Origin of the sequence: Kitasatospora brasiliensis, from assembly GCF_032654805.1 — a bacterium.
Taxonomy (GTDB): domain Bacteria; phylum Actinomycetota; class Actinomycetes; order Streptomycetales; family Streptomycetaceae; genus Kitasatospora; species Kitasatospora brasiliensis.
In genome coordinates this window covers 95,715-119,324 of sequence record NZ_JAUOOW010000009.1, presented here as the reverse complement: position 1 = coordinate 119,324, position 23,610 = coordinate 95,715, and the positions used below count along the sequence as shown (strand labels likewise).

Below are 23,610 nucleotides of genomic sequence, written 5' to 3'. Positions count from 1 at the left end.
ACGGGCTCCGGTGGGCGGATCACCGCCCACCGGAGCCCCGTTTCACCCCAGTGGCACCTCCAGCTGCTCCGCCAGGCCGGCCACCAGGGCGTCCAGCCAGCTCAGCATCGTGCTCCGGTCGAACAGGTCGGTGTCGTACTCGACCAGGCCCGCGTAGCCGTCGGCGTCCGGGGTGACGTTGAGCGCGCAGTCCGCGCGGGCGGAGGGCCCGGGAAGGTCCTCGACCTCGGCGGTCAGGCCGGGGAGGTCGAGGACGATCGGCGGGGTGCTCTGCACGGCGAACAGGATCTGCGGGAACGAGGACGGCAGGTGGACGCCGCGTTCGCGCAGCGGTTCGAGCAGCAGGCCGAACGGCGTCACCGTGTGGTCGATGGCGGAGGCGATCGCCTCGGCCGCGTGGTCCACGAGGCCCGCGAATCCGCCGTCTCCGCCGGTGGGCACCAGGATCGGCATGCTGCTGGTGATCAGGCCCACCACCTTCTCGTCGGCCGCCCGGGTGCGGTTGGCGTTGGAGAGCAGCAGCAGGATCTGCGGCGCGCCGCTGAGCGAGCCGAACAGTCGGGCCAACGCCGCCACCAGGACGGCCGAGGCCGTGGTGGAGCGCGCGGCGGAGTAGCGCCCGACCGCCTCGGCCACCGCCGCCGGGATGCGGAACCCGAGGGTCTCGCCGTGTCCGGAGCGCTGCTCGGGGCGCGGCCGGTCGGTGGGCAGGTCCACCGAGAGCTCGGCCCCGCGCAGGACCCCGGCCCAGTGGTCGGCGGCCGCCGTGATGGCGGCCCGGTTGACCACTGTCCGCTCCCAGCAGGCGTGGTCGGTCATCCGGCCGGGCTCCTCGGGCAGCGGCCCGCCCGTGCGGTAGAGCGCGCCCAGGTCGTCCAGCACGGTGGCCAGTGACCAGCCGTCGATGGCGATGTGGTGGACGGTCAGCAGCAGCACCCACTCCCGCTCCGCCGGGCGCAGCAGCCGGGTGCGCAGCAGCGGGGGTGCGGCGAGGTCGAACGGGCGGCGGATCTCGGCGTCGGTGGCCTCGGCGAGGGCCGCCGCCCGACCCGCGGGGGTGAGCCCCCGCAGGTCCTCGACGGGGAGCTCGACGGGGGTGTTCGCCAGCACCTGCTGGAGCACCCCGAGGTCGGTGTCCAGGAACCGGGTCCGCAGGCTCTCGTGCCGCTCGGTCAGCGCCGTCAGGGCGCCGGTCAGCCGCTCGGGCTCCAGGGGGCCGCGCAGGGTGATCCGCTGGGTGATGTTCCACACCGCCGGGTCGGCGGAGTGAGCGTGGCTCCCGTGCATCCGCCGCTGCTGGGCTCCCGCCGGCGCGGCGGCCAGGGCGGCCCCGGCACCGGTCAGGGTGGTCAGCAGCCGCTCGCGGTGGGCCCGGACCAGGCCGGTGACCTCCTCGTCCATCGCCCCCGTGGGGGCCAGGTAGTTCAGCCGCTCACCGGTGGTGCGCAGCACGATCTCGCGCTCGTCGAGCAGCTTGACCAGCCGGGCCCAGCCGTCTTCTCCGCCGCTCACAGGGTGCCCTCTTCGAAGGTCGGGGCCGGAGCCTGCTCGACGGCCGGCTGGTGGGCGGCCATCGCCCGGATGGTGGGGCGGCGGAAGAAGTCCAGCACGCCGATGCGCAGCCCGGTCGCCTCGCGGACCCGGTTCAGCAGCCGGGTGGCGGCCAGCGAGTGCCCGCCCAGGTCGAAGAAGGAGGTCTCCACCCCGGCGGGGCGGCCGAGCTCCTCCTCCCAGAGCCGCTGCACGGTGCGCTCCAGGTCGGTGGCCGGCACGGCCTGCGGCCGGTCGGCGCCGAGGGCCCGGGGCTCGGGCAGGGCGGCGGTGTTCAGCTTGCCGTTGGTGTTGAAGGGCAGGGTGTCGACGGTCGCCCAGAGCGAGGGCACCAGGTAGTCGGGCAGCAGGTCGGCCAGCTGGTCGGCGACCCGGGGCAGCTCGGCGGCCGGGCAGCCGACGTAGCCGGCGAGCACCGTGCCCGCCGAGGTCTTGCGTGCCACCACCGCCGCCGCGCCCACCCCGGGGATGCCGCGCAGCACGTTCTCGATCTCGCCCGGCTCGACCCGGTAGCCGCGGATCTTGACCTGGCGGTCGGCCCGGCCCAGGTACTCCATCAGGCCGTCCGGCCGCCACCGGCCGAGGTCGCCGGTGCGGTAGCAGCGGCCGTAGGGGGTGTCGATGAAGCGGGCGGCGGTCTCCTCCTCGCGGCCGAGGTAGCCGATGCCGACCTGGTCGCCGATCCCGTGGATCTCGCCGACAGCGCCCGGCGGCACCCGGCGTCCGGCGGCGTCCAGCAGCACGATCCGCAGGCCCCGCTCCGGGCGGCCGACCGGCGCGTACTCCGGGCCCTCCGGGTCGACCTCGCAGCCCATCAGACTGTGGGTCTCGGTCGGGCCGTACTGGTTGATCAGCCGGCAGCCGGGGTTGCGGCGCAGGAAGGTCCGCAGGCCGGGGGTGACCAGCACCTGCTCGCCGCCGGAGATCATCTCCCGCAGGTGCGGCGCCGGCTCGTCGCCGAGCGCGTCGGCCAGGGCGGCCAGCGGGGTGTAGGGCATGTAGACCCGTTCGGTCCGGGTGGCCCGGACCATGGCGGCCAGCGATCGTACGTCGTAGCGGGTCTCCTCGTCGATCAGCAGCAGGGTGCCGCCGCCGCCGAGCGTGGTGAGGATCTCCTGGACGCTGACGTCGAACCCGCAGGAGGCGTACTGGAGGGTACGGGCGGCGGGAGCGTCGGTGATGTTCCAGGCGATGATGTGGGCCAGGCCCCGGGAGTGCATCAGCACGCCCTTGGGGCGGCCGGTGGACCCGGAGGTGTACAGCAGGTACGCGGGCGCCTGCGTCGAGGGGACGGGCAGCGGGGGCAGCTCGACGGCTCCGGCGGCTGGGGCGGCGCCGGTCAGCACCGTCGGCACCGTCAGGCCGAGCTTGGCCGGGGCGTCGTCCGCGTCGGTGATCAGCACGACGGGTGCGGAGTCCTCGACGATCAGGCGGCAGCGCTCGGGGCCCTGGAGCAGGTCGACCGGCACGTGGCAGGCGCCGAGGCGCAGGATGGCCAGCATCGAGGCCACCTGGTCCACCGAGCGGGGCAGCAGCACGCCCACCCGGTCACCCTCGCGGACACCGGCCGTCAGCAGTCGGCCGGCCAGGTCCTCGACCCGGGCCAGCAGCGTCCGGTAGTCCGTCTCGCTGCCGTCGGGGGCGACCACCGCGGTCTGCTCGGCTCGCTCGGCCGCGGTCGCCGTGAAGGTGGCGATCGGGTGCGCGGGGTTCGGGTCGGCCGCCGGTCCGCACTCCAGGGCGTCGTCGGCCTCGGTGTCCGGTACGGCGGTGAGTTCGGCGAGCGGGCGGTGCGGCTCGGCGACCACGGCGGTCAGCAGCCGCTCGAAGGCGCCGACCAGCCGGTCGACGGTGCCCCGGTCGAACAGGGCCTCGGCGTACTCGACGTGGCAGCGGATGCCCTCGGGCAGGCTGGTCAGGAAGAGCGTCAGGTCGAAGGCGGAGCGGTCCGCCACGTGGTCCAGCGGACGGGCCGTCACTCCGGGCAGGTCCAACTCGAAGACCGCGTGGTTCTCGAACTCGACCAGCACCTGGAACAGCGGGTTGCGGCTGGTGTCGCGCTGCGGGTTCAGCTCCTGCACCAGCACCTCGAAGGGCAGCTGCTGGTGCTCGTAGGCGTCCAGCGCGGTGGAGCGGACCCGGCCCAGCGCCTCGTCGAAGTCCGGCTCACCGGACAGGTCCAGGCGCAGCGCCAGGGTGTTGACGAAGAACCCGATCAGGTCCTCGGTGCCCTCGGCCCGGTTGGCCACCGGGGTGCCCACCACGATCTCGTCCTGGCCGGCGTACCGCTGGAGGACGCCGGCGAAGGCGGTCAGCAGCACCATGAACAGGGTGGAGCGCCGGGACCGTGCCAACTCCCGCAGGTCGTCGGCGAGTTCGGCGGGCATCTGGTGGACGAAGGCGCGGCCGCGGCCGTCCGGCACCGCGGGGCGGGGCCGGTCGGTGGGCAGGGACAGCACCGGCAGGTCGCCGCCGCCGAACACCTTGCGCCAGTAGGCGAGGCTCTCCTCGTACTCGCCGGCGGCCACCCGCGCCCGCTCCCGGGCGGCCTCGGCGGCCGGGCTGGTGGTGAGCGGCGGCAGGTGGGCGGCCCGGTCCTCCTGGGCGGCCAGGTACAGCTCGCCCAGCTCCCGGGTGATCACCTCGGTGGACAGGGTGTCGATCACGATGTGGTGCATCGACAGGACCAGGACGTGCCGGTCGGCGGCCCGCTCCAGCAGCAGCGCCCGGAACAGCGGGCCCTCGGCCAGGTCGAAGCGGTGCGCGCCCTCGGCGGCGACCAGGTCGGCGACCGGGTCCGGCGAGGCCGGGTCGGCGGTGATCCGCTGGAGGACCGGGCCGGTGGGCGCGGCCAGCACCTGCTGGAACGGTTCGCCGTCCTGCTCCCGGAAGACGCTGCGCAGCGCGACGTGGCGCTCGATCAGCCGGCGCAGCGCGCCGTCCAGCGCCCGCGGGTCGAGCGGGCCGTCCAGGGCGATCGCCTTGACCTCGTTGTACTGCCCGCCGTCCGGCAGCATCCGGTGCAGGAACCACATCCGCTGCTGGGCGTAGGACAGCGGGGCGCCGCGCAGGGTGTCCCGGCGCAGGGCGTCCAGCTGCGGCAGGCCGGCCGCGACCAGCTCGGAGGAGAGGCCGAAGTCCACGAAGGCGGCGATCTCGTCCGCGCCGGCCGCCCGCAGCTCGGACAGCACGCCCTGGACGCTCTCCGGGGTGCCGATCAGCGCGCGGGAGGCGCAGTACCGGTCGTACGCGCGCTCCAGCACGTACTCCAGGTCCTCCTCGCGGGCGTTCTCGAAGTCCAGGGTCAGGCCCAGGCTGTTGGCCATCTGCCCGAACAGCGAGAGCGAGGAGCGCAGGTAGTTGCAGAACGGCCGGTAGGCCTGCTCGCGGGCGGTGGCCAGGTCGGTGCCCAGGTAGGTGTGGACCAGCACGACCACCCGGCCCGCCTCGGGGTCGAGGCCGTGCTCGGCGCGGGTGCGCCGGTAGATCGCGATGTTCTCGGCGAGCTGGGCGACGTCCTGGGTCATCAGGTTGGTGATGACGCCGAGGTCGTGCCGGGCCGCCTCGCGGAAGCTGTCCGGGTTGCCGACGATCGCGGTGAACATCGGCGGCAGCTCCTGGAGCGGACGCGGGTGCAGGGTCACCTCGATCGGCTCGCCGTTGCCGTTGCGGCCCTGGTAGGGCTCGCCGCGCCACAGCGCCCGGACGGTGTCGATCTGCCGGTGCATCAGCTCCTTGTGACTGCCGTAGTTCTCCGGGAAGAACAGGAAGTCATTGGGGTGCCAGCCGCTGGCGCAGCCGAGGCCGACCCGGCCGCCGGACAGGTTGTCGACCACCGACCACTCCTCGGCGACCCGCACCGGGTGGTGCAGCGGCAGCACCGCGCAGCCCGCGTTCAGCCGGATCCGGCTGGTCTCCCGGGCGAGGGCGGCGGCGAGCACCGAGGGGTTGGGGAAGATACCGCCGAAGGAGTGGAAGTGGCGTTCGGGCAGCCAGACGGAGTGGAAGTCGTTCCGGTCGGCGAAGCGGGCGCTCTCCAGGACGATCCGGTACTTCTCGTCCTCGGGGGAGTCCAGCGGGTAGTCACCGAAGAAGTAGAGGCTGAAGTCCACCGGGCGCTGGGGGTCGCTGACCGGCTGGTACGACGTCTCGACGGTCTCGGTGCGGACGGCCTCGACGGGCGCCGGGAGCGCGGCGGCCGGGCGCGGGGCCGGCAGCCGGACACCGGGGGAGGCCGGGAAGAAGCCGCCGCGCCGCAGGTCGCGCAGCGACTCGCGGACCGCGTCGACCACGAACTCCAGGTCGCCGTCGGTGTGGGCGGTGGAGAGGAAGAAGTTGCGCCACTCCCACACGTAGACCCCGCGGGTCAGCAGGTGGGGGAAGAGCAGCTCCATGTCGGCCCGGGGCTCGAAGCGGAACAGCGAGCCGAAGTGGGCCAGGCGCAGCGGGAACTCCTCCTCCTCGAAGAAGGTGTTCAGGGTGGACGCCAGCTCGTCGGTGCGGGCGTTCAGCCGCTCCTGGAGGCCGGGGCCGGCCTCCTTGAGGTGGCGCAGCACCGCGCCCGCGGCCGTCATCGCCAGCGGGTGCTGGATGTAGGTGCCGCCGAAGAAGGTGGTGTCCTTGGGCGGGTAGCTGTCGTCCCCGTAGTCCCAGTGGCCGCCGTCGATCCCGTCCATGATGTCGGCCCGCCCGGCGATCGCGCCGATCGGGTAGCCGCCGCCCAGCACCTTGCCGTAGGTGGACACGTCCGGGGTGACGCCCCAGAAGCCCTCGACGCCGCGCAGGTGGGGCCGGAATCCGGTGAGCATCTGGTCGAAGACCAGGACGATGCCGAGCCGGCTGGTCAGCTCGCGCAGCGAGCGGACGAAGTCGGCGGGCTGGCGCCCGGGGTGGCGGCTCTGCACCGGCTCCACCAGGACGGCGGCGATCCGGTCGCCGTGCTCCTCGATGACCTTGAGGCTCTCCGGGTCGCCGTAGCGCAGCACCAGCAGGTCCGCGACCGCGCTGCCGGGGATGCCGATGGACACCGGGACGGTCTCCCGGTCGGCGCCGTGGCCCAGCGTCCGGCCCAGGGTGTGGTCGAAGTGGCCGTGGTAGGAGCCCTCGAACATGACGATCTTGTCCCGGCCGGTGTACGCGCGGGCCAGCCGGATCGCCCCGGCGTTCGCCTCGGTGCCGGAGTTGGCGAAGGCGACCCGCTCGGCTCCGGTCAGCTCGGCCAGCAGCTCGGCGGCCTCGCCGGTCTCCGGGCCGCGCGGGCCCAGCCGCAGGCCGGAGGCCAGGTGCTCCTGGACGGCCTCGGAGACGAACTCCGGGTCGTGGCCGAAGAGCAGGACGCCGAAGCCCATGGTGATGTCGACGTACGGGTTGCCGTCGACGTCCTCCAGCCGGGAGCCCCGGGCCCGGCGGGCGGCGAGGGGGTAGAGCATCTCCTTGGTCCCGGAGCGGAAGCCGACCACGGCGCGGCTGTCCGCGAGGGTGCGGCGGTGGCGGCGGGTGATCGCCTTGGAGGCGGTGGTGCGGGCGGTGAAGCGGGCGACCAGCTCGTCCACGTGGGCGCGCTGCTGGTCGGTCATGCCGCCGGAGGCCATGCCGGACTCGCGGGAGACGGTCACCCGGGGGCCGTGCACCTGCGGGGCGGGGGCTGCGGCGGGCGTCGCGGCGGGGGCCTCGGCGGCGGTGGCCGGGACCGGGGCGGCGGCGGGCGCGGCGGCCGGGGGCAGGGCGGCGAGGATGGGCGCCGGGGGGAGCGCGGGCGCGGGGGCGGTACCGGCCAGCAGGCCGAGCTGGTCGCGCATCAGGTCGGAGAACTGGCCGAGCAGCGCGAGCTGGCGCTCGATCAGGCCGGTGCCGTCGCTCACCGGCGGGAGCGCGGCGGGGGCGTTGAACACGGGCTGGGGCGCGGGCTGGGGCACCGGCTGGGGTGCCGGGGCCTGGACGGTCGGGGCGGCAGGGGCGGCAGGGGCAGCCTGGACGACCGGGGTGGCCTGGGCGGGGGCGGGCACGGGCTCGGCCACCGGCTCGGGCGCCGCCACCGGCTCCGGCTCGGCGGCCGGCAGCAGCGTGGCCAGCACCGCCGGGTCCAGCCGGGAGGCGATCAGCCCGGCCAGCCGGGCCGGGGTATCCGCCGCCTCGAACAGCTCACGCATCGACACCCGCACTCGGAACGCGCGCTCCAGGTCCCGGATCATGTTGATCATCGAGAGCGAGTCGGCGCCCAGGTCGAAGAACGGCTCGTCCGTCCCGACCGCGCTCTCGTCGAAGCCGAGCTGGCGGGCCGTCTGCTCGACGACCTGCCGCAGGACGGCCTGCTCGGCCCGCTCCTCGGGGCTCGGCGTCGGTGCGGTGGCCGCTGCCTGGACGGCCGGGGCGGTCTGCTGGGGTGGTTCCTGGCGCATGGCGGGGTCCTCGGTGGTGGTCCGGGCAGTGGCGGTGAACCAGTGCCGGCGGCGTTGGAAGACGGTGGTGGGCAGCGGGACGCGGCGGGCCGGTCCGTCCGGCCAGTCCCGGGCGGCGGCGAAGCGGGCCCAGTCGAGCGGGACGCCGTACGACCAGAGCGCGGCCGCGGCGGCGTCGAACTGCTGCTCCGGCGAGGCGCCGCGACGGCCGCCGGCCACGAAGTGGCGCTCCGGCAGCTCCCGGCGGCCCATGCCGGTCAGCGTCGGGTGCGGGCCGATCTCCAGGTAGAGCTCGTGGCCCTGCCCGTCGAGCGCGGCGAGCACCTGGTCGAAGCGGGCGGTCTCCCGGGTCTGCCGGACGAAGTACTCGGGCGTCGGGACGGTCCCCGGCTCCAGCACCTCGCCGCCGAGATTGCTGACCAGCGGTACGGTCAGCGGCCGCAGCCGCAGCCGGGCGAGCTGGTCGCGGAAGGGGTCGAGCATCGGGTCGAGCAGCCGGGAGTGGAACGCCCGGTCGGCGGCCAGCCGCTCGGTGGAGATTCCGTCGGCGGCCAGGACGGCCTCGGCGGCGGCGATCTCGCGGGTCGGGCCGGCCAGCACGCACTGGCCCCTGCCGTTGACCACGGCCAGCTCCACCCCGGACAGCCAGTCGCCGAGCCCGGACAGCCGGTCGAGACCGGCCGAGACCACCGTCATGGCGCCCGGTTCGGTCAGCCGGTGCATCAGCCGGCCGCGCAGCGCGGTCAGGAACATTCCGTCGGCCAGGTCGAGCGCGCCGGCCGCGTGGAACGCCGCGTACTCCCCGGCGCTGTGCCCGGCGACGGCGGCCGGACGGACCCCGAGGTCCTGCCAGAGCCGCAGGTAGGCGGCCTGGAGGGCGAACAGCGCGGGCTGCGCCGCCTCGGTGGTCCAGCTGTCCTCGGCGTCCTGCGGCGCGGGGTCGAGCAGCAGCGGCTCGCCCCAGCTCTCGCGGTGCAGCCGGTCGCAGGTGTCCAGGACGGCGCGGAAGCCGGGGAAGGCCTGGTACAGCTCGGCGGCCATGCCCCGGTACTGGGCGCCCTGGCCGGTGAAGAGCAGCACCGGCCGCGCCTCGCCGCGCCCCGCCTCGCGGTGCGCCGCGGCGGCGGCGGGCCGGCCCGCCAGGAAGGCGTCCAAGCCCTTGACCAGGGCGGCCGGATCGGCGCCGGTGACGGCCAGCCGGTGGCGCAGCGCGCGCCGGCCGCCGCCGAGGGTGAGCGGCAGGTCGCCGGGCCCGGGGGCCGGTTCGGCGGCGAGCCGGTCGCGGAGCCGTGCGGCCAGGTCGGTCAGGCCCTGGGCGTTGCGGGCGGAGAGCGGCAGCACGGTCGGGGCCGACCGCGGCGCCGGGACGGAGACCGCCGGGGCCTGCTCCAGCACCAGGTGGGCGTTGGTGCCGCCGACGCCCAGGGCGCTGACACCGGCCCGGCGCGGGGTGGGGCCCTGCGGCCAGTCCCGGCGCTCGGCGGCGAGCCGGAAGGGGCTGTCGTCCAGTTCCAGGGCGGGGTTGGGGCGCTCGAAGTTCACCAGCGGCGGGATGGTGCCGTGCCGCAGCACCAGCAGGGCCTTGATCAGGCCCGCCATGCCGGCGCAGGTGTCCAGGTGGCCGATGTTGGGCTTCACCGAGCCGAGCGAGCAGAACTCGGCGGCCTCGGTGCGGGCGCGGAAGGCCTGGGTCAGCGCCCGGAACTCGATCGGGTCGCCGAGCGGGGTGCCGGTGCCGTGCGCCTCGATGTAGCCGATGCTGTCGGCCGGCACGCCCGCCAGGTCCAGGGCCCGGCCGATCACTGCGGCCTGCCCGTCCACGCTGGGCGCGGTGTAGCCGACCTTCCGCCCGCCGTCGTTGTTGACGGCCGAGCCGAGGATCACCCCGTGCACGGTGTCGCCGTCCGCCAGCGCCCGGTCCAGGCGCTTGAGCAGGACGGCCGCGACGCCGTTGCCGCCGACCGTGCCGCCGGCGGCGGCGTCGAAGGCCCGGCACTCGCCGTCGGGGGAGAGGATCGAGCCCTCCTCGTAGCGGTAGCCGGCGGCCTGCGGGACGTGCAGGGCGGCGGCGCCGGCCAGGGCCAGCTCGCAGTCGCCCGCCAGCAGCGACTGCACCGCCAGGTGCACCGCGACCAGGGAGGTGGAGCAGGCCGTCTGCACGCCGATGGCCGGTCCGGTGAGGCCCAGCCGGTAGGCGACCCGGGTGGCGGCGAAGTCCGCCTGATTGCCGATCGCCGTCTGGAGCGCGGCCACCGGTTCGGTCGGGTCGGCGGTGGCGGCCAGGGTGTGCTGGTAGTAGGTGCGCAGCGCGTACAGGGTCATCCCGGTGCCGGCGAAGACCCCGACCCGGCGCTCCGGGTCGGGCGCGTCGTAGCCGCCGTCCTCCAGGGCCTGGCGGCAGATCTCCAGCAGCAGGCGCTGCTGGGGGTCCATCAGCGCGGCCTCGGCGCCGCTGATGCCGAACGCCTCGGCGTCGAAGTGGTCGGTGTCGGGCAGTGCTCCGGTGACCGGGACGTAGTCGGGGTGGCGGTACTCCTCGGGGCGCAGTCCGGCCGCCGCCAGCTCCTCCTCGGTGAACCGGGTGGTGCTCCGGACGCCGTCGACGATGTTGCGCCAGTACTGCTCGGGGCTGTCGGCGCCGGGCAGACGCAGCGCGAGGCCGACGATCGCGATCCGGCGGTCGTCGCCGGGCCCGGCGACGGGGGAGGCGAGCGCGGCGGCGGGAGCGGTCGGTTCAGCGGACAGGTGGGAGACCAGCGCGTCCACGGTGGGGTGGCGGAACAGCTCGGTGGGCGCCGGCGGGGTGGGCAGCGCGGCGCTCAGCGCGCCGTGCACCCGCATCAACTGGAGGGAGCCGATGCCGAGTTCGGCGAGCGGGCGGCCCGGGTCCAGCGGGGCGTCGAGGACGGACTCGAAGGCGTCCAGGACGAGCCGGCGCAGTGCGGAGGGCGCGGGCCGCTCGGTGGCCGGGCCGGCCGCGGGCCGTGCGGCGGGTGCCGGTGCCGTGGCGGACGGCGCCGACGCGGCGGCGGTGACCGGGCGCGGCGCGGTGGCGAGCAGTCGGCGGCGGGCGGCGGGGGAACTCGGGTTCGGACCGGCGTAGTGGTGGCCCGGGGCGCCGGCCAGCAGCAGCGAGGCCAGCCGGCGGCCGTGCGCGGCGCTCAGCACGGCGATGCCCCGCGCGGCGGCGGCCTGCTCGTTCTCGGTGTCGCGGTTCATGCCGATCCCGCTCCACAGGCCCCAGGAGATCGTCCAGGCCGAGGCGCCGGTCTCCCGGCGCAGCCGGTCGACGGCGCTCTCCAGGTAGCGGTTGGCGGCGGCGTACCCGGTGGAGCCGACGGCCTCCTGGAGGCCGATCATCGAGGAGAAGGCGACGAACTGCGCGCCGGGCCGCTGCCGGACCAGCTCGATCAGGTGCTCGGTGCCCTCGGACTTCGCCCGGACGGCCTCGCGCCAGCCCTCGGTGTCGGTGTCGGCGAGCAGTGCGAGCCGGTAGCCGCCGGCCAGGTGGAGCACGCCGTCCAGCGGGGCCTGCCACTCGCGCTCGGCCTCGGCGAGCACCGCCGCGAGTTGTTGACGATCCGTCACATCGGCTTGTCGGTAAGTGACCTGACCGCCCTGGGCGGTCAGTCGGCGCAGCGCGGCACGGCGCTCGGCGGCCTCGGCGGTCGGGGCGTCCAGGTCGCTGCGGCCGACGATCAGCAGCCGGGAGCCGTACTCGCGCAGCAGCCCGGGGAGCAGCTCGGCGGCGATCCCGCCGAGGCCGCCGGTGACCAGGTAGTGGGCGCCGGGGGTGAGCAGCGAACAGCTCTGCTCGGCCGGTCCGGAGGCCGCTTCGACCGGTGCCAGCCGGGGAGCCCACGGGCGGCCGTCCCGCCAGGCCCACTCGGGCTCCGGCCGGGGGTCGGCCAGCAGGGCGAGCAGGGCGGCGGCCTGCTCGGCGACCGGCGCGCCGTCCGGCAGGTCGAGGTGCCGGGCGGCCGGGACGAGCTGTTCGGCGCGTGCCCCGGCGGTCAGGGCGGCGGTCAACGCCGCTCGGGGCCGGGGGAGTTCACCGGGGAGCACGGCGTGCAGCCCGGTGCTGACGGAGACCAGTTCGCGGACCGGCGACCCCGCCGGGAGCGCCCGCAGCAGGGCGAGCAGCGCCTCGTCCGGCTGGGCCGATCCGGCGTCGCCGTCGGCCGCGCTCCACAGGTAGACCAGCCGGTCGGCGGACCGCTCTCCGAGGGCGCGCAGCCAGTCCTCGGGGTCGGCGATCGGCTGCCGGTCGACCACCAGGGCGTTCGGCAGGGCGGCGGCCAGGGCTTCGGTGAGGGTGCCGGGGCCGGACGGGCCGACGAGCAGAATCGTGTCCTCGGTGGACGGAGTCTCCGTGGCCCGCGGTGCCGGGCGGGGCTCCCAGCGCAGCTGCCGTACGCAGTCGGGCAGCGTCCGGGAGTTGGCCTCGGCCAGGTCCAACGCCACGATGTGGTCGTCGAGTTCGCCGTCCAGCAGACGGCGGCGCAGCGCGGTGCGCTGGATCTTGCCGCTGGTGGTGCGCGGGAAGTCGGCCGCCGGGACGGGGAGCACCAGGGCGGGGGCGGGCTGTCGGCGGGCCGCCAGCAGCTGCCGCACCTCGGCGGCGACGGGCGGCGCGGGGGCGTCCGGGTCGCTCTGGACGTAGGCGATCACCAGCTGCTCGGTGCCGGTGCGCTCGTCCGGCACCCCGAAGGCCGCGACGTGGCCGGAGCGCACCCCCGCCACGGAGGCCACCACGTCCTCCAGCTCGTGGCAGAAGTAGTGCACGCCGTTGACGATGATGATCTCCTTGCGACGGCCGGTGAGAATCACCTCGCCGTCGGCCAGGAAGGCCAGGTCCCCGGTGTCGAACCAGTCGTCGCCGACGAAGGCCTCCTGGTTGGCCGGCGGGTTGTTCAGGTACCCCGGCGTCACCCGGCCCGAGTGGACCTGGAGTCGGCCCACCCAGTGCTCGGGCAGCGCCCGGCCGTCGTCGTCGGCCACCCGCATCCGGGCGCCGGGCGCGGGGCGGCCCATGCTGAGGAAGGCGGTGCCGCGCTCCGCCGAGTCGGCGTCGACGGGCTCCAGCCGGCCGGTCAGCGAGTCGGTGCGCACCAGCCGGCGCGCGCCCTCCTCGTGGTAGCGCTTGTAGGTGATCACCGTGCAGGTCTCGGCCATGCCCCAGCCCAGCAGCAGGTGCTCGGCGCGCAGGCCGAACGGGGCGGTGGCGGCCAGGAACTCGTCCAGCACCGCCTCGGTGCACTGCTCCCCGGCGTTGATCAGGGACTTGACCGAGGAGAGGTCCCAGTGGCGGCCGGGGCCGGCGGCCCGGACGGCCTCGGCGACCAGCCGGAAGCCGAAGTTGGGGGACCAGGAGTGGGCCGCCCGGTAGCGCTCCAGCGCGTCCAGCCAGACCAGCGGGTCGGCGAGCACGAGTTCGGTGGGGATCTGCACCTGGTCGGCGGCCAGCACCACATCGCGCAGGTGGAACATCAGCAGTCCGGCGACGTGGTCCAGGGGCAGCCAGTTGACCGTGGTGTCGGCCGGGTCGCAGCCGTGGGAGACGGCTCCGACCACGTACTCCAGGATGCCCCGGTGGGTGATCTGCACCGCCTTGGAGCGCCCGGTGCTGCCGGAGGACAGCTGCAGCATCGCGACGTCGCCGGGCTCGGGGGCGTGCTCGGGGGCGGGTTCGCAGCCGTCGGCGGGCCGGTCGACCGCGATCACCCGTAGGCCCGGCGCCGGGTACAGCTCCCCGAGCCGCTCCAGGCCGGCCACGGCGGGACCGCAGGCGAGCACCGGCGGCTCCTCCAGGGTCTGCCAGGCGTGCCAGAGCTTCTCCAGGACGGGGTTGCGCTCGTGGTAGTCCGGCGGGCGGGCCACCGTGACGGGCTGCACGCCGCCGAGCAGGCAGGCCCACAGGGCGGGGAAGTAGTACTCCGGGTCCGGGACCTGGAGGATCACCCGGTCCCCGGAGTTCACCCCGGCGGCGGCCAGGAGGGCGAGGATCTCGCGTGACTGGTCGAGGAGTTGACGGTACGTCAGCCTGGTGGCCCCGCCGCCCGGGCGGATCAGGTGCAGTCCGCGCTCCGGGTGCAGCTCGGCGGCGCGCAGCAGCGCCTCCCGCAGCGTGCGGGGCGCGTCCGGCGCCGGGGTGGGCAGCGGGGCGCCGACGGCCTCCACCCCGGGGCCCTCGGGGGCGGTGGCCGGTGCCGCCGAAGCGGCGCCGGTCGTGCTCGACGCCTCGCCGAACGGCCGCCAGTGGTCGGTGAGTTCGCGCAGGTGGCGGAGGGCGGGGCCGGGCCCGGCGGGCGCGCGGTCGAGCGCCGCGGCCAGCGCGGCGGCGTCGGGTTCGCCCTCGGGGGTGCGGACGATGCCGTCCAGGAGGTGCAGTTCGGCGCTCGGATCGGCGTCCAGCAGCGCGGCGGCGGCCAGGCGGCGCAGGGCCTCGGGATCGCCGTCGACGGCCGGCACCAGATAGGCCAGCAGTCCGGTGCGGCCGTTGTCGTGCTCGACGGGCAGCAGCGCGCAGTCGGCGATCTCGGGGCGCAGCAGCAGTCGGGCTTCCAGGTCATGCAGCCGGCCGTGGTCGGGACCGGTGGGGCTCATGAGGTGCGGCACCTTTCGGATCGGTGCCGGGGCGCGGGTGTGGGCCGCCCCGGATGAGGGAGGGGGAGCGGAGATGTGCGGGGTGTTCACGGCGCGGGGGCGCCGGTGCTGCGGGGGTTCCTGCGGTGTTCACGGCGCGGGGCGCCGGCGGTGCGGGGTGGCTGTGGCGCGGGGACGCCGGAGGGGCGAAGGGGTGTGCTCAGGAGCGGCGGGCGCGGGAGACCAGCACCAGGAAGGCGAGCGCCAGCACGATCGGGACGGAGTGCGAGACGCCGACCACGGTCAGCGGGCTGAGCAGCGCCAGCAGCGAGCCGCTGAGCAGCATCCCGGTGCCCATGCCGACGTTCTCGGCGGAGGCGAGGATGCCGAAGGCCTGGCCGCGCCGCTCGTCGGCGAGGGCCTGGATCCGGGTGGTGTACGAGATCTCGGTGAAGCCGTCGCCGAGGCCGGCGCCGATCGCGACCAGCAGGAAGAGGGGGGTCGGCAGGTCGGTGAAGATCAGGATGAAGCAGGCGGACATCAGGCAGGTGCCCAGCGCGAAGGCGCGCTCGCCGGGTTCGATGCCCCGCCGCAGCATGAACCGGGAGACCAGCTGTTGGGCGGCGAGGTTGCCGATCGCCCAGGTGGCCCAGAAGGTGCCGAGCAGCGCCGCCGGGTTGCCGGGGGAGGACTCGTTGGCGAAGACGGGCAGGCTGATGTTGTGGGCGGCCGAGCCGAAGGCGTCCAGCAGCCGGATTCCGGCCATGGCGCCCACCACCGGGGCGGCCCGCAGGACGATCAGCGCCTGCCAGCGGGGGCCGCGCCGTTTCGGCTCCGATTCGGGCCCGTCCGCCGGCGTCTCGCTCGGCGTCTCGGCCGACGTCGACGCGGCCCGGGTGGGCAGCGGCAGCCGGACCACCAGCGCCCCGAACAGGACGAAACTCGACGCGTCGATGAGCAGCGCGGCGCGGAAGCCGGCCCAGGCGACCACCACGCCCGCGGACGCGAAGCCGAGCACCATCGCGGTCGAACGGCAGCTCGCCATCAGGCTGTTGGCGTGGGCCCGGCGGTCGGAGCCGACCATCTCGGGGATGCTGGTGCGCAGCGCGACGGAGGCCACCGCGGCCGCGCCGCCGAGGATCAGGGCGAGCGGGTAGAGCACCGGGATGCGGGCCGCGGGCGGGACGAGGGCCACCACGACCAGGGCGATCGCCTGGGCGAGCGCACAGGCGGTCATCAGCCGTCGTCGGTCCAGCCGGGCCACCAGGCGCCCGGCGAGCAGCCCGCCGGCGAGGCCGCCGCCCAGTCGCAGCACCAGGTATCCGGCGGTGCCGAGCGCGTTCCCGGCGGCTTCGTACGCGAACAGGCTCAGCGCGACGAGGTCGAGCTGACTCCCGTATGTGGACAGAGCATCGCCGGCCGCCAACCGGTAGAAGACCCGGGGCAGCTTGCTCGTGGCGTCGTGCGGTGTTTCCAGCGCGGTGTCCGGCATCGTCTTCTCCCCGGGCCCGCCGTACGGCAGCTCAGCGTGACATTGCGCTGCAACCTAGGGGTGACTGCGGGGGAGGGGCAATACCTTGATCGTTTTCTGTCCGAAAGATTATGTTTTCATCGGACTTGTGTCGTCGCGTTTACGCCACCCTGGCCGGTTGTCGGGGTACGTACGGCCAGGGCGACGGGTGGTGCGGGGGTCAGCGGCGGCCGAACAGCCTGCCGAACCAGCCCTTTCCTGCCGTGCGGCCCTGCTGGGCGCAGTCGCACCGGGCGGACTTGGGAATCCCGGCCAGGACCTGCTCCACGTGCATCCCGCACCCGGCAAAGGTCGGCTTCCCGCAGGTGCGGCAGGCGACTCGTCGGCACATGTCGTTCTCCGTTCTCAAGGGCCCCGGGGCTCTCGGGAACCCGGGGCTCTCGGAAACCCGGGGCGGGACCACCCTGCCAATATACCCCGCCCGGTATTTTTGGGGCCAAGCCCACCCGGGGGGGGGGGGGGGGGGGGGGGTAGGCGGGGAGCGGTCAGACGGTCCCGGAACGGGCCGGCGGGATCGCGTAGGTCAGCGTGGCGCTGGCGACCAGGACCTCGTCGGCGTCCAGCAGCTCGGCCAGCACCACGCACAGCCGCCGCCCGAACTTGGCCGTCCTGGCACGCACCAGCAGCGCCCCCGGTCGCGGCCGGTTGAGGAAGCTGATCTGCAACGAGCTGGTCAGCGCCATCAGGGTGGTCCCCAGCCGGGCGTTGATCAGGAGGAACGCCGCCAGGTCGCACAGCCCGGCCTGCTCCGGTCCCGAGATCGTGCCGCCCGGGCGGGTGCGCAGCCGGTCGCCGTCCACCGCCAGGGTCAGGGTGCGGCCGTCCACCTCGGCCACCCGGCAGGCGGCGTAGTCGGGGAACTGCTCGGCGATCAGGTCATTGAGCTGATCGGGGCCCAGGAGGACGTCGGCGGTGGCGACCGCCGCGTTCGAATCGGTGGTCATGGGCCTCAGCGTATCCGTCGGTCCGATGGTGCGGATGGGGCGGTTCAGGCTTGCTTCCGGCCAGCTTCATTCGCCGTGGTCATCCGTCAAGATCCCTTAGGCGCGGGGGAATCGCGCATGTCGTGAAGGTGTCGACGCAACCGGAATCATGCCCTCCGGCGGCATTTGGTGGCCGAATCCGCGCGGCACGGTCCGTAAGGGACCTTGTTCGGCCCAATGTGCATCCCTACGCTCCGAGGAAGTTCAGCGGAGCCGGTGCGGGTCTCCGCCGGTCGCTGGGGGGCGGCCCCATTTCCTTGCGGTCGTCACCGAGGGCCTCAGACGAAGAGCGGCCCCCGGTCATTCACCCTTCCCCTGTCCTGCTTCAGCCTCCTCCTTGAGAAAACGGGGTGTTGTGCCATGGGAATTTCCATTCCGGACGGCGAGGCGGTGGTGGTCCGCACTCCCGACGAGTTCCTCGCGATGCCGGAGGAGTACCGGGAGATCGCGATCCGCGGCATGGTGGTCAACACCGAAGGGGAGCTGTCCGGCGGCGACGACTACGTGCAGGTGTTCCTGCCGCTGGCCCCCGACGCGGAGGAGCGGCAGGTCTGCGCCGAGCGCGCCGCCGAGGAGTACGACCACTACAAGATCGGCAAGCGGGTCCTCGCCGAGGTCGGCGTGGACACCACCTACATGGAGGCGCAGACCCTGGCCGAGCGGAACCTGTTCCGCGCCCAGGAGTTCCACAACTGCACCACCTGGGCCGAGCGCGGGATCTTCTCCTACGTGGGGGAGGAGACGGCCATGGTGATGATCTCCGAGTTCGCGCAGAGCAGTTACCGCCCCTGGGCCGACGCGGTCCGCACGATCATCCTCGACGAGAAGGTGCACATCGCCCACGGCGCCCGGGTGTGCCGCAACCTCGCCGCCACCGACGACGGTCGCGAGCAGCTCCAGCAGGCCCTGGACCGGCTGTGGCCGACCTTCATCCGGATCTTCGGCAGCCCGCGCTCCGAACGCGCCAAGCTGGCCGTCCGGTTCGGGCTGCGGCAGACCACCAACGGCCAGGCCTGCGACCTGTGGCGGGAGAAGGTCACCCCGCGCATCCACAACCTGGGCCTGCGCCTGCCGGAGTAGCCGGAGCAGCAGCACGCCGATCCCGCGACTCCCGAGGAGCCCATCGCCATGGCAACCCCCGTCACCATCCAACAGCGCCCGCTGAGCCGCCGCGAGGCCAAGGCTCGCACCGCCGAACTCATCGCCCACCGCCCCGACTTGGCCGAACGCCTGCACCGGCTGCGCCGGCTGGGGCGCGAGGTCCGCTCCTGCGAGGTCCACCTCACCAACACCTGCAACATCCGATGCAAGGGGTGCTGGTACTTCGAGGGCGGCTTCGACACGGCCGTCAAGGAGCTGTCGGACCTGGAGCAAATCCGTTCCTTCGCCCGCAAGTTGGCCGACGACGGCGTCAACCAGGCCACCCTGATCGGCGGCGAGCCCACCCTCGTCCCGCGCCGGGTCGAGGCCTTCGTCGAGCAGCTGCCGTACATCACCATCTCCACCAACGGCCTTCGCCCGATGCCCAAGCAGGGCTTCGAGCACATCGCCATCGCGGTCAGCATCTTCGGCGGCGGCCCGCTCGACGACGACCTGCGGGCGATCCGGGTCAACGGCTCGACGTTCACCGGGCTGTTCGACACCGCGCTCTCGCACTACCGCGACGACCCGCGGGTGCTGTTCATCTACGCGCTCTCCGAGGCCGGGGTCGAGCACATCGAGCCCACCGTGCGGAAGATCGCCGACAACGGGAACATCGTCACCTTCAACTTCTACAGCGAGCACGGCACCGAGACCCCGCTGAAGATCGCCAACGAGCAGCGGGTCCTGGACGAGGCCCAGCGGGTCAAGGACCTGTACCCGCACGCCGTGGTGAGCCACCCGTACTTCATCCGGACCCTGGTGACCGGCCGGACGCACTGGGGCGGCCGGTTCGGCTACGACGTCTGCCCCAGCCTCAGCGTCGACGCCCCCGAGCACGAGGAGCGCGTCGCCAACGGCAACCCGGTGATCCCCGGCTTCAACGTCTGGGGCGCCGACTACGAGTCACTCCAGTTCTGCTGCACCTCCGGCGACTGCGGCGGCTGCCGGGACAGCCAGGCCGTCTACAGCTGGCTGGTGGTCAGCGCGAACCGCTTCCTGGACGACGCCGCCCGGCTGGAGCAGTGGCTGGACATCGCCGAGAGCTACTGGCGGCAGTGGCACTGGGCGCCCTACCACGCCACCAAGGTCTGAACCCGCCCCACCCACACGCTCCGACCCCACCGCACCGCCACCGCACCGCCACCGCACCGCCACCGCGCCCCGCGCGGACGAGGAGAGCCATGCCCGAGACACTGGACCGCACCGCCATCGACACCTTCGTCATCGACGCCCTGGTCGACCTCGGCGTCGAACGCGAGGCCATCGTCGACGACGCCGCCCTGGACGAGCTGGAGATCGACTCGCTCGACCTGGTCGAGCTCAGCCAGTCCATCCGCAAGCAGCTCGGCATCCCGGTGAAGCCGAAGGACTTCGACCGGCTGTACACCGTCGGCGAGGTGCTCGACCTGTGCCGCCGCAAGGCCGGGCTGGAGTGAGGCCCCGGGCCGTCGTCACGGGCATCGGCGCGGTGACCCCGCTGGGCGTGGGCGCCGACGCGCTGCACCGGCGCGCGGTGGCGGGCGAGAGCGGCCTCGCCGACGGGCTCGGGCTGTGCCGGGACTTCCGGCCCGCCGAGCACCTGTCGCGCCAGCAGATCCGCCGCACCGACCGCTTCACCCAGCTCGCGCTGGTGGCCGCCGCCGAGGCCCTGGCCCAGGCGGGATGGACGGACGGTCCGCCACCCCACCCCGCCGAGCGGGTCGCCTGCGTGGTCGGCTGCGCGCTCGGCGGGACGGCCAGCTTCGAGAACCAGGGCGAGGTGCTGCGCCGACAGGGCGGGGAGTTCGTCTCCCCGCTCATGGTGCCCGCCATGATGGCCAACGCCGCGGCCTCGCAGATCGCCCAGCGCCACGGCCTGCGCGGCGAGGCGATCTGCGTCGCCTCCGCGTGCAGCAGCGCCACCCAGGCGATCGGCACCGCCCTGCTGCTGCTCGCGGCCGGCGCCGCCGACGCGGTGGTGGTCGGCGGCGCCGAGGCCTCCACCTCCCACCTGGTGCAGGCCGCCTTCCGCACCGCCGGCGCCCTCTCCGAGAGCGGCCGCTCGGTGCCCTTCGACCGCGACCGGGACGGCCTGCTGATCGGCGAGGGCGCCGGAATCCTGGTCCTGGAGACGGAAGCCGGCGCCGCCGCCCGGGGCGCCACCGTGCTCGGCGAGGTGCTCGGCTACGGCGCCACCTGCGACGCCCATCACCTCACCGCCCCCGACCCGACCGGCGAGCCCGCCGCCCGGGCCGTCACCCTGGCCCTCGAAGCCGCCGGCGTCACCCCCGAGGACCTCGGCTACCTCAACGCGCACGGCACCGGCACCGTCCTCAACGACCGGTCGGAGTGCGAGGCGCTGCGCCTGGCCCTCGGACCGGCCGTGGCGGGCATCCCGCTGTCCTCCACCAAGTCCTGCACCGGCCACCTGTTCGGCGCGGCCGGCGCCGTGGAGGCCATCGCCACCCTCCAGGCGCTGCGCCACGCCACCGCCCCGCCCACGGTCGGGCTGCGCGAGCCGGACGAGAAGCTCGGCCCGCTCAACCTGATCCGCCGTGCCACCCCGCTGGCCGCCCCCGCCCTGCCCGGCGGCCGCCGGGTCGGGCTCTCCACCTCCTTCGGCTTCGGCGGGCACAACGCGGCCCTGGTGCTGGCGGCGGCCGGCGCCCCGAGTGCCACCGGTGCGACAGGTACGACGGGTTCGACCGGTATGACTGGTACGACGAAAGGCCAGGAGTGATGCTCGGCTTCCACGGACGCCGCTATCTGATCACCGGGGTGCTCAACCAGGACTCCATCGCCTGGCACACCGCCAGGGCGCTCCAGGAAGCGGGCGCGGAGGTGCTGCTCACCGGCTTCGGCCGGGCCCGGCGGATCACCGAGAAGGCGGCCTCCGTCCTGCCCCGCCCGACCGAGGTGCTGGAGCTGGACGTCACCCGGCCCGAAGACTTCACCCGGCTGGTCAAGGAGCTGGAACAGCGCTGGGGCGCGGTCGACGGCGTACTGCACGCCGTCGCAGCCGCCCAACAGACGGCGCTGAGCGGCAACTTCCTCACCACCCCACCGGACGCCGCCGGGCTCGCCCTGCGCACCGCCGCCGTCTCGCTGCACTCGCTGGCCACCGCCCTGGCCCCGCTGCTCAGCGCGGACGGGCGGCGCGGCAGCGTCGTCGGACTGGACTTCGACGCCAGCGGTGCCTGGGCCGGCTACGACTGGATGGGCGTGAGCAAGGCGGCCCTCGGCGCGGTCTGCCGCTACCTGGCGATGTACCTCGGCCCGTCCGGCATCCGGGTCAACCTGGTGGCGGCGGGCCCGGTGGAGACCGTCGCCGGGCAGGCGATCAGCACCTTCGACCGGATCGCCGACCGCTGGCAGGCCGAGGCCCCGCTCGGCTGGGACCGCACCGACCCCGCCACGGTCGTCGGACCGGTGCTGTTCCTGCTCTCCGACCTCGCCGCGACCGTCAGCGGGGAGATCCTGCACGCCGACGGCGGGATGCACGCCGTCCGGATGGGCACCGGGCCGGCCTTCGCCGAAGGAGGCACGGCATGACGGCCGCCATCGTGGGCGTGGGCGCCGCACTGCCCGAACGCGTCGTCCCCAACGAGCACTTCGAACGGATCGGCGCCTCCCCGGAGTGGATCGTCAAGCGGACCGGCATCCGGGAGCGCCGCTTCCTCGCGCCGGACGGCCGGCTCGCCGACCTCGTGGTGACCGCCGCCGAGCAGGCACTGCGCGGCTCCGGGCTGGCCGCCGCCGACATCCGGCACGTGGTGGTCGCCACCATCACCCCCGACCGGGTCACCCCGGGGGTGTCGGTGGAGGTCGCCGCCAGGCTCGGCATGCCGCAGGCCACCGCCTTCGACCTGCACGCGGCCTGCGCCGGGTTCGTCTACGGCCTGGACCACGCCGCCGCGCTGATCGAGACCGGCCGGGCCGAGGCCGTGCTGGTCTGCGGCGCCGACGCGCTGACCCGGATCACCGACCACGAGGACCGGGGCACCGCGGTGCTGCTCGCCGACGGCGCCGGCGCCGCGGTGGTGGCCGACGTGCCCGGCGCGCCCGAGCCCTGCTTCTCGCTCGGCAGCGACGGCGAGCAGATCCCGCTGCTCTACGCCGAGCGGGAGGAGCGCAAGCTGCGGATGGACGGGCGGGAGGTCTTCGACCACGCGGTGGAGAAGATGTCCGCCGCCACCCGCGAGGTGCTCGCCCGCCGCGGCCTGACCTGCGAGGACCTCGACCTGTTCGTCGCCCACCAGGCCAACGCCCGGATCGTACGGGCGGTCGGCAAGGAGGTGGGGCTGCCCCCGGAGCGGCTCTACCTGAACGTCCACCGGGTCGCCAACACCTCGGCGGCCTCGATCCCGCTGGGCCTGACCCACGCCCGCGAGGAGGGGCTGCTGGACGGGCCGAAGCTGCTCGGCCTCGCCGCGTTCGGCGCGGGCATCACCTGGGGCGCCGGGGTGATCGGCTGGCGGCCCACGGAGGTGCGGGCGTGAAGACCTCCCGGTTCCCGGTGATCGCCGAGCCGGCCGCACCGGACGGGGCCCGGCTCACCGTCCGGGCCCTGGCCCGGCCGGAGCCGGCCGCCCCGGTGGTGATCGTCCTCCCGGCGATGGGGACGGCCGCCCGGCACTACACCCCGCTGGTCCGCGCGCTGCACGCGGCGGGCCTCAGTGTGGCCACCTGCGACCTGCGCGGCCACGGCGAGAGCCGGCCGGTGCCGCGGCGCGGCGTCGCCTTCGGCTTCCGCGAGCTGGTGGAGCAGGACTTCGGGGCGGTGCTCGACGCGGTGGCCGGGGCGTTCCCGGACGCGCCGCGCCTGCTGCTCGGGCACAGTCTGGGCGGCCAGCTCGGCCTGGTGCACTGCGGGGTGTACCGGCCCCGGCTCGCCGGGGTGGTCCTGGTGGCCAGCGGATCGGCCTGGTACCGGACCTTCGGCGTTCGGGCGGGCCTGCGACGGCTGGCACTGAGCCAGTTCTCGATCGTCGCCTCGGCGGCGGTCGGCCACTGGCCGGGCGAGCGGTTCGGCTTCGGCGGCCGCGAGTCGGCCCGGCTGATGCGGGACTGGGCGCGGCAGATGCGCACCGGCCGCTACCGGGTGCGCGGCGCGGTCGCCGACTACGAGCGGGCGCTGGCACGGGTGGAGTTGCCGGTGCTGGCGGTGGACGTCCAGGGCGACGAACTCGCGCCGCCGCGCGCCGTCGACCACCTGTGCGCCAAGCTGCCCGCGGCCCGGGTGGAGCGTTGGAGCTACACCGCCGAGCAGGCGGACGGCCGCCCGCTGGACCACTTCCGCTGGATCCGGCACAACCGGGGGCTGGTGGAGCGGATCGCCCCGTGGATGCTGGCCGCCGCCGCGAGCGCCGGGGAGAGGGACGCTCCACACGGCGGCGTCCGTCCGACCGTATGACGATATGAACGACCCGCCATCCCGAGG

12 protein-coding genes are annotated in these 23,610 nt (G+C 74.6%); 7 read left to right on the top strand and 5 right to left on the bottom strand.

Annotated elements, in window-relative coordinates; translation table 11 throughout:
- Window positions 1-42 precede the first annotated feature (42 nt).
- The 5 genes from QWJ13_RS30730 to QWJ13_RS30715 all read right to left on the bottom strand — a co-directional run bounded on the left by QWJ13_RS30730 (window position 43) and on the right by QWJ13_RS30715 (window position 17,009).
- Entirely contained in the window at window positions 43-1,512 is a 1,470-nt protein-coding gene (locus QWJ13_RS30730) for a condensation domain-containing protein (RefSeq protein WP_316528610.1), read from the bottom strand.
- A complete protein-coding gene (locus QWJ13_RS30725; protein ID WP_316528609.1) occupies window positions 1,509-14,555 on the bottom strand; it encodes a non-ribosomal peptide synthetase/type I polyketide synthase in 13,047 nt (4,348 codons plus the stop codon). Before QWJ13_RS30725 ends, QWJ13_RS30730 begins: the two co-directional genes overlap by 4 nt.
- A 199-nt stretch (window positions 14,556-14,754) precedes the next feature.
- Window positions 14,755-16,026 (bottom strand): MFS transporter, encoded by a 1,272-nt coding sequence (locus QWJ13_RS30720; protein ID WP_316528608.1) that lies wholly within the window; start codon window positions 16,024-16,026, stop codon window positions 14,755-14,757.
- 199 nt (window positions 16,027-16,225) lie between these two features.
- Complete coding sequence (locus tag QWJ13_RS34490) at window positions 16,226-16,396, bottom strand: DUF8730 family Cys-rich protein (RefSeq protein WP_489753402.1); 171 nt, start codon at window positions 16,394-16,396, stop codon at window positions 16,226-16,228.
- A gap of 154 nt (window positions 16,397-16,550) precedes the next feature.
- The gene (locus tag QWJ13_RS30715; protein WP_316528606.1) at window positions 16,551-17,009 is read right to left on the bottom strand and encodes a PaaI family thioesterase; all 459 of its coding nucleotides are present in this window, start codon (window positions 17,007-17,009) and stop codon (window positions 16,551-16,553) included.
- 399 nt (window positions 17,010-17,408) lie between these two features.
- Here QWJ13_RS30715 and QWJ13_RS30710 point away from each other — a divergent pair, with 399 nt between their 5' ends.
- The 7 genes from QWJ13_RS30710 to QWJ13_RS30680 all read left to right on the top strand — a co-directional run bounded on the left by QWJ13_RS30710 (window position 17,409) and on the right by QWJ13_RS30680 (window position 23,583).
- Complete coding sequence (locus tag QWJ13_RS30710; protein WP_316528604.1) at window positions 17,409-18,128, top strand: Phenylacetic acid catabolic protein; 720 nt, start codon at window positions 17,409-17,411, stop codon at window positions 18,126-18,128.
- Window positions 18,129-18,176: 48 nt separating this feature from the next.
- Entirely contained in the window at window positions 18,177-19,283 is a 1,107-nt protein-coding gene (locus tag QWJ13_RS30705; protein WP_316528602.1) for a radical SAM protein, read from the top strand.
- An 89-nt stretch (window positions 19,284-19,372) separates the two neighbouring features.
- Window positions 19,373-19,627: an acyl carrier protein gene (locus QWJ13_RS30700; protein ID WP_316528600.1), complete on the top strand. Its 255-nt coding sequence runs from the start codon at window positions 19,373-19,375 to the stop codon at window positions 19,625-19,627.
- The gene (locus QWJ13_RS30695; protein ID WP_316528598.1) at window positions 19,624-20,910 is read left to right on the top strand and encodes a beta-ketoacyl-[acyl-carrier-protein] synthase family protein; all 1,287 of its coding nucleotides are present in this window, start codon (window positions 19,624-19,626) and stop codon (window positions 20,908-20,910) included. The genes QWJ13_RS30700 and QWJ13_RS30695 overlap by 4 nt, the downstream gene beginning before the upstream one ends.
- Window positions 20,910-21,722, top strand: a complete 813-nt coding sequence (gene fabI, locus QWJ13_RS30690) for an enoyl-ACP reductase FabI (protein WP_316528596.1) — start codon at window positions 20,910-20,912, stop codon at window positions 21,720-21,722. Before QWJ13_RS30695 ends, fabI begins: the two co-directional genes overlap by 1 nt.
- Entirely contained in the window at window positions 21,719-22,669 is a 951-nt protein-coding gene (locus QWJ13_RS30685) for a beta-ketoacyl-ACP synthase 3 (RefSeq protein WP_316528594.1), read from the top strand. Before fabI ends, QWJ13_RS30685 begins: the two co-directional genes overlap by 4 nt.
- A complete protein-coding gene (locus QWJ13_RS30680) occupies window positions 22,666-23,583 on the top strand; it encodes an alpha/beta hydrolase family protein (protein WP_316528593.1) in 918 nt (305 codons plus the stop codon). The genes QWJ13_RS30685 and QWJ13_RS30680 overlap by 4 nt, the downstream gene beginning before the upstream one ends.
- Window positions 23,584-23,610 lie beyond the last annotated feature (27 nt).

What these genes read in the sequence shown, in the direction of transcription:
- QWJ13_RS30725 (WP_316528609.1), bottom strand. Translation starts at nt 14,555, where the DNA reads ATGAGCCCCACCGGTCCCGACCACGGCCGGCTGCATGACCTGGAAGCC.
- QWJ13_RS30720 (WP_316528608.1), bottom strand. Translation starts at nt 16,026, where the DNA reads ATGCCGGACACCGCGCTGGAAACACCGCACGACGCCACGAGCAAGCTG.
- QWJ13_RS34490 (WP_489753402.1), bottom strand. Translation starts at nt 16,396, where the DNA reads ATGTGCCGACGAGTCGCCTGCCGCACCTGCGGGAAGCCGACCTTTGCC.
- QWJ13_RS30715 (WP_316528606.1), bottom strand. Translation starts at nt 17,009, where the DNA reads ATGACCACCGATTCGAACGCGGCGGTCGCCACCGCCGACGTCCTCCTG.
- QWJ13_RS30710 (WP_316528604.1), top strand. Translation starts at nt 17,409, where the DNA reads ATGGGAATTTCCATTCCGGACGGCGAGGCGGTGGTGGTCCGCACTCCC.
- QWJ13_RS30705 (WP_316528602.1), top strand. Translation starts at nt 18,177, where the DNA reads ATGGCAACCCCCGTCACCATCCAACAGCGCCCGCTGAGCCGCCGCGAG.
- QWJ13_RS30700 (WP_316528600.1), top strand. Translation starts at nt 19,373, where the DNA reads ATGCCCGAGACACTGGACCGCACCGCCATCGACACCTTCGTCATCGAC.
- fabI (WP_316528596.1), top strand. Translation starts at nt 20,910, where the DNA reads ATGCTCGGCTTCCACGGACGCCGCTATCTGATCACCGGGGTGCTCAAC.
- QWJ13_RS30685 (WP_316528594.1), top strand. Translation starts at nt 21,719, where the DNA reads ATGACGGCCGCCATCGTGGGCGTGGGCGCCGCACTGCCCGAACGCGTC.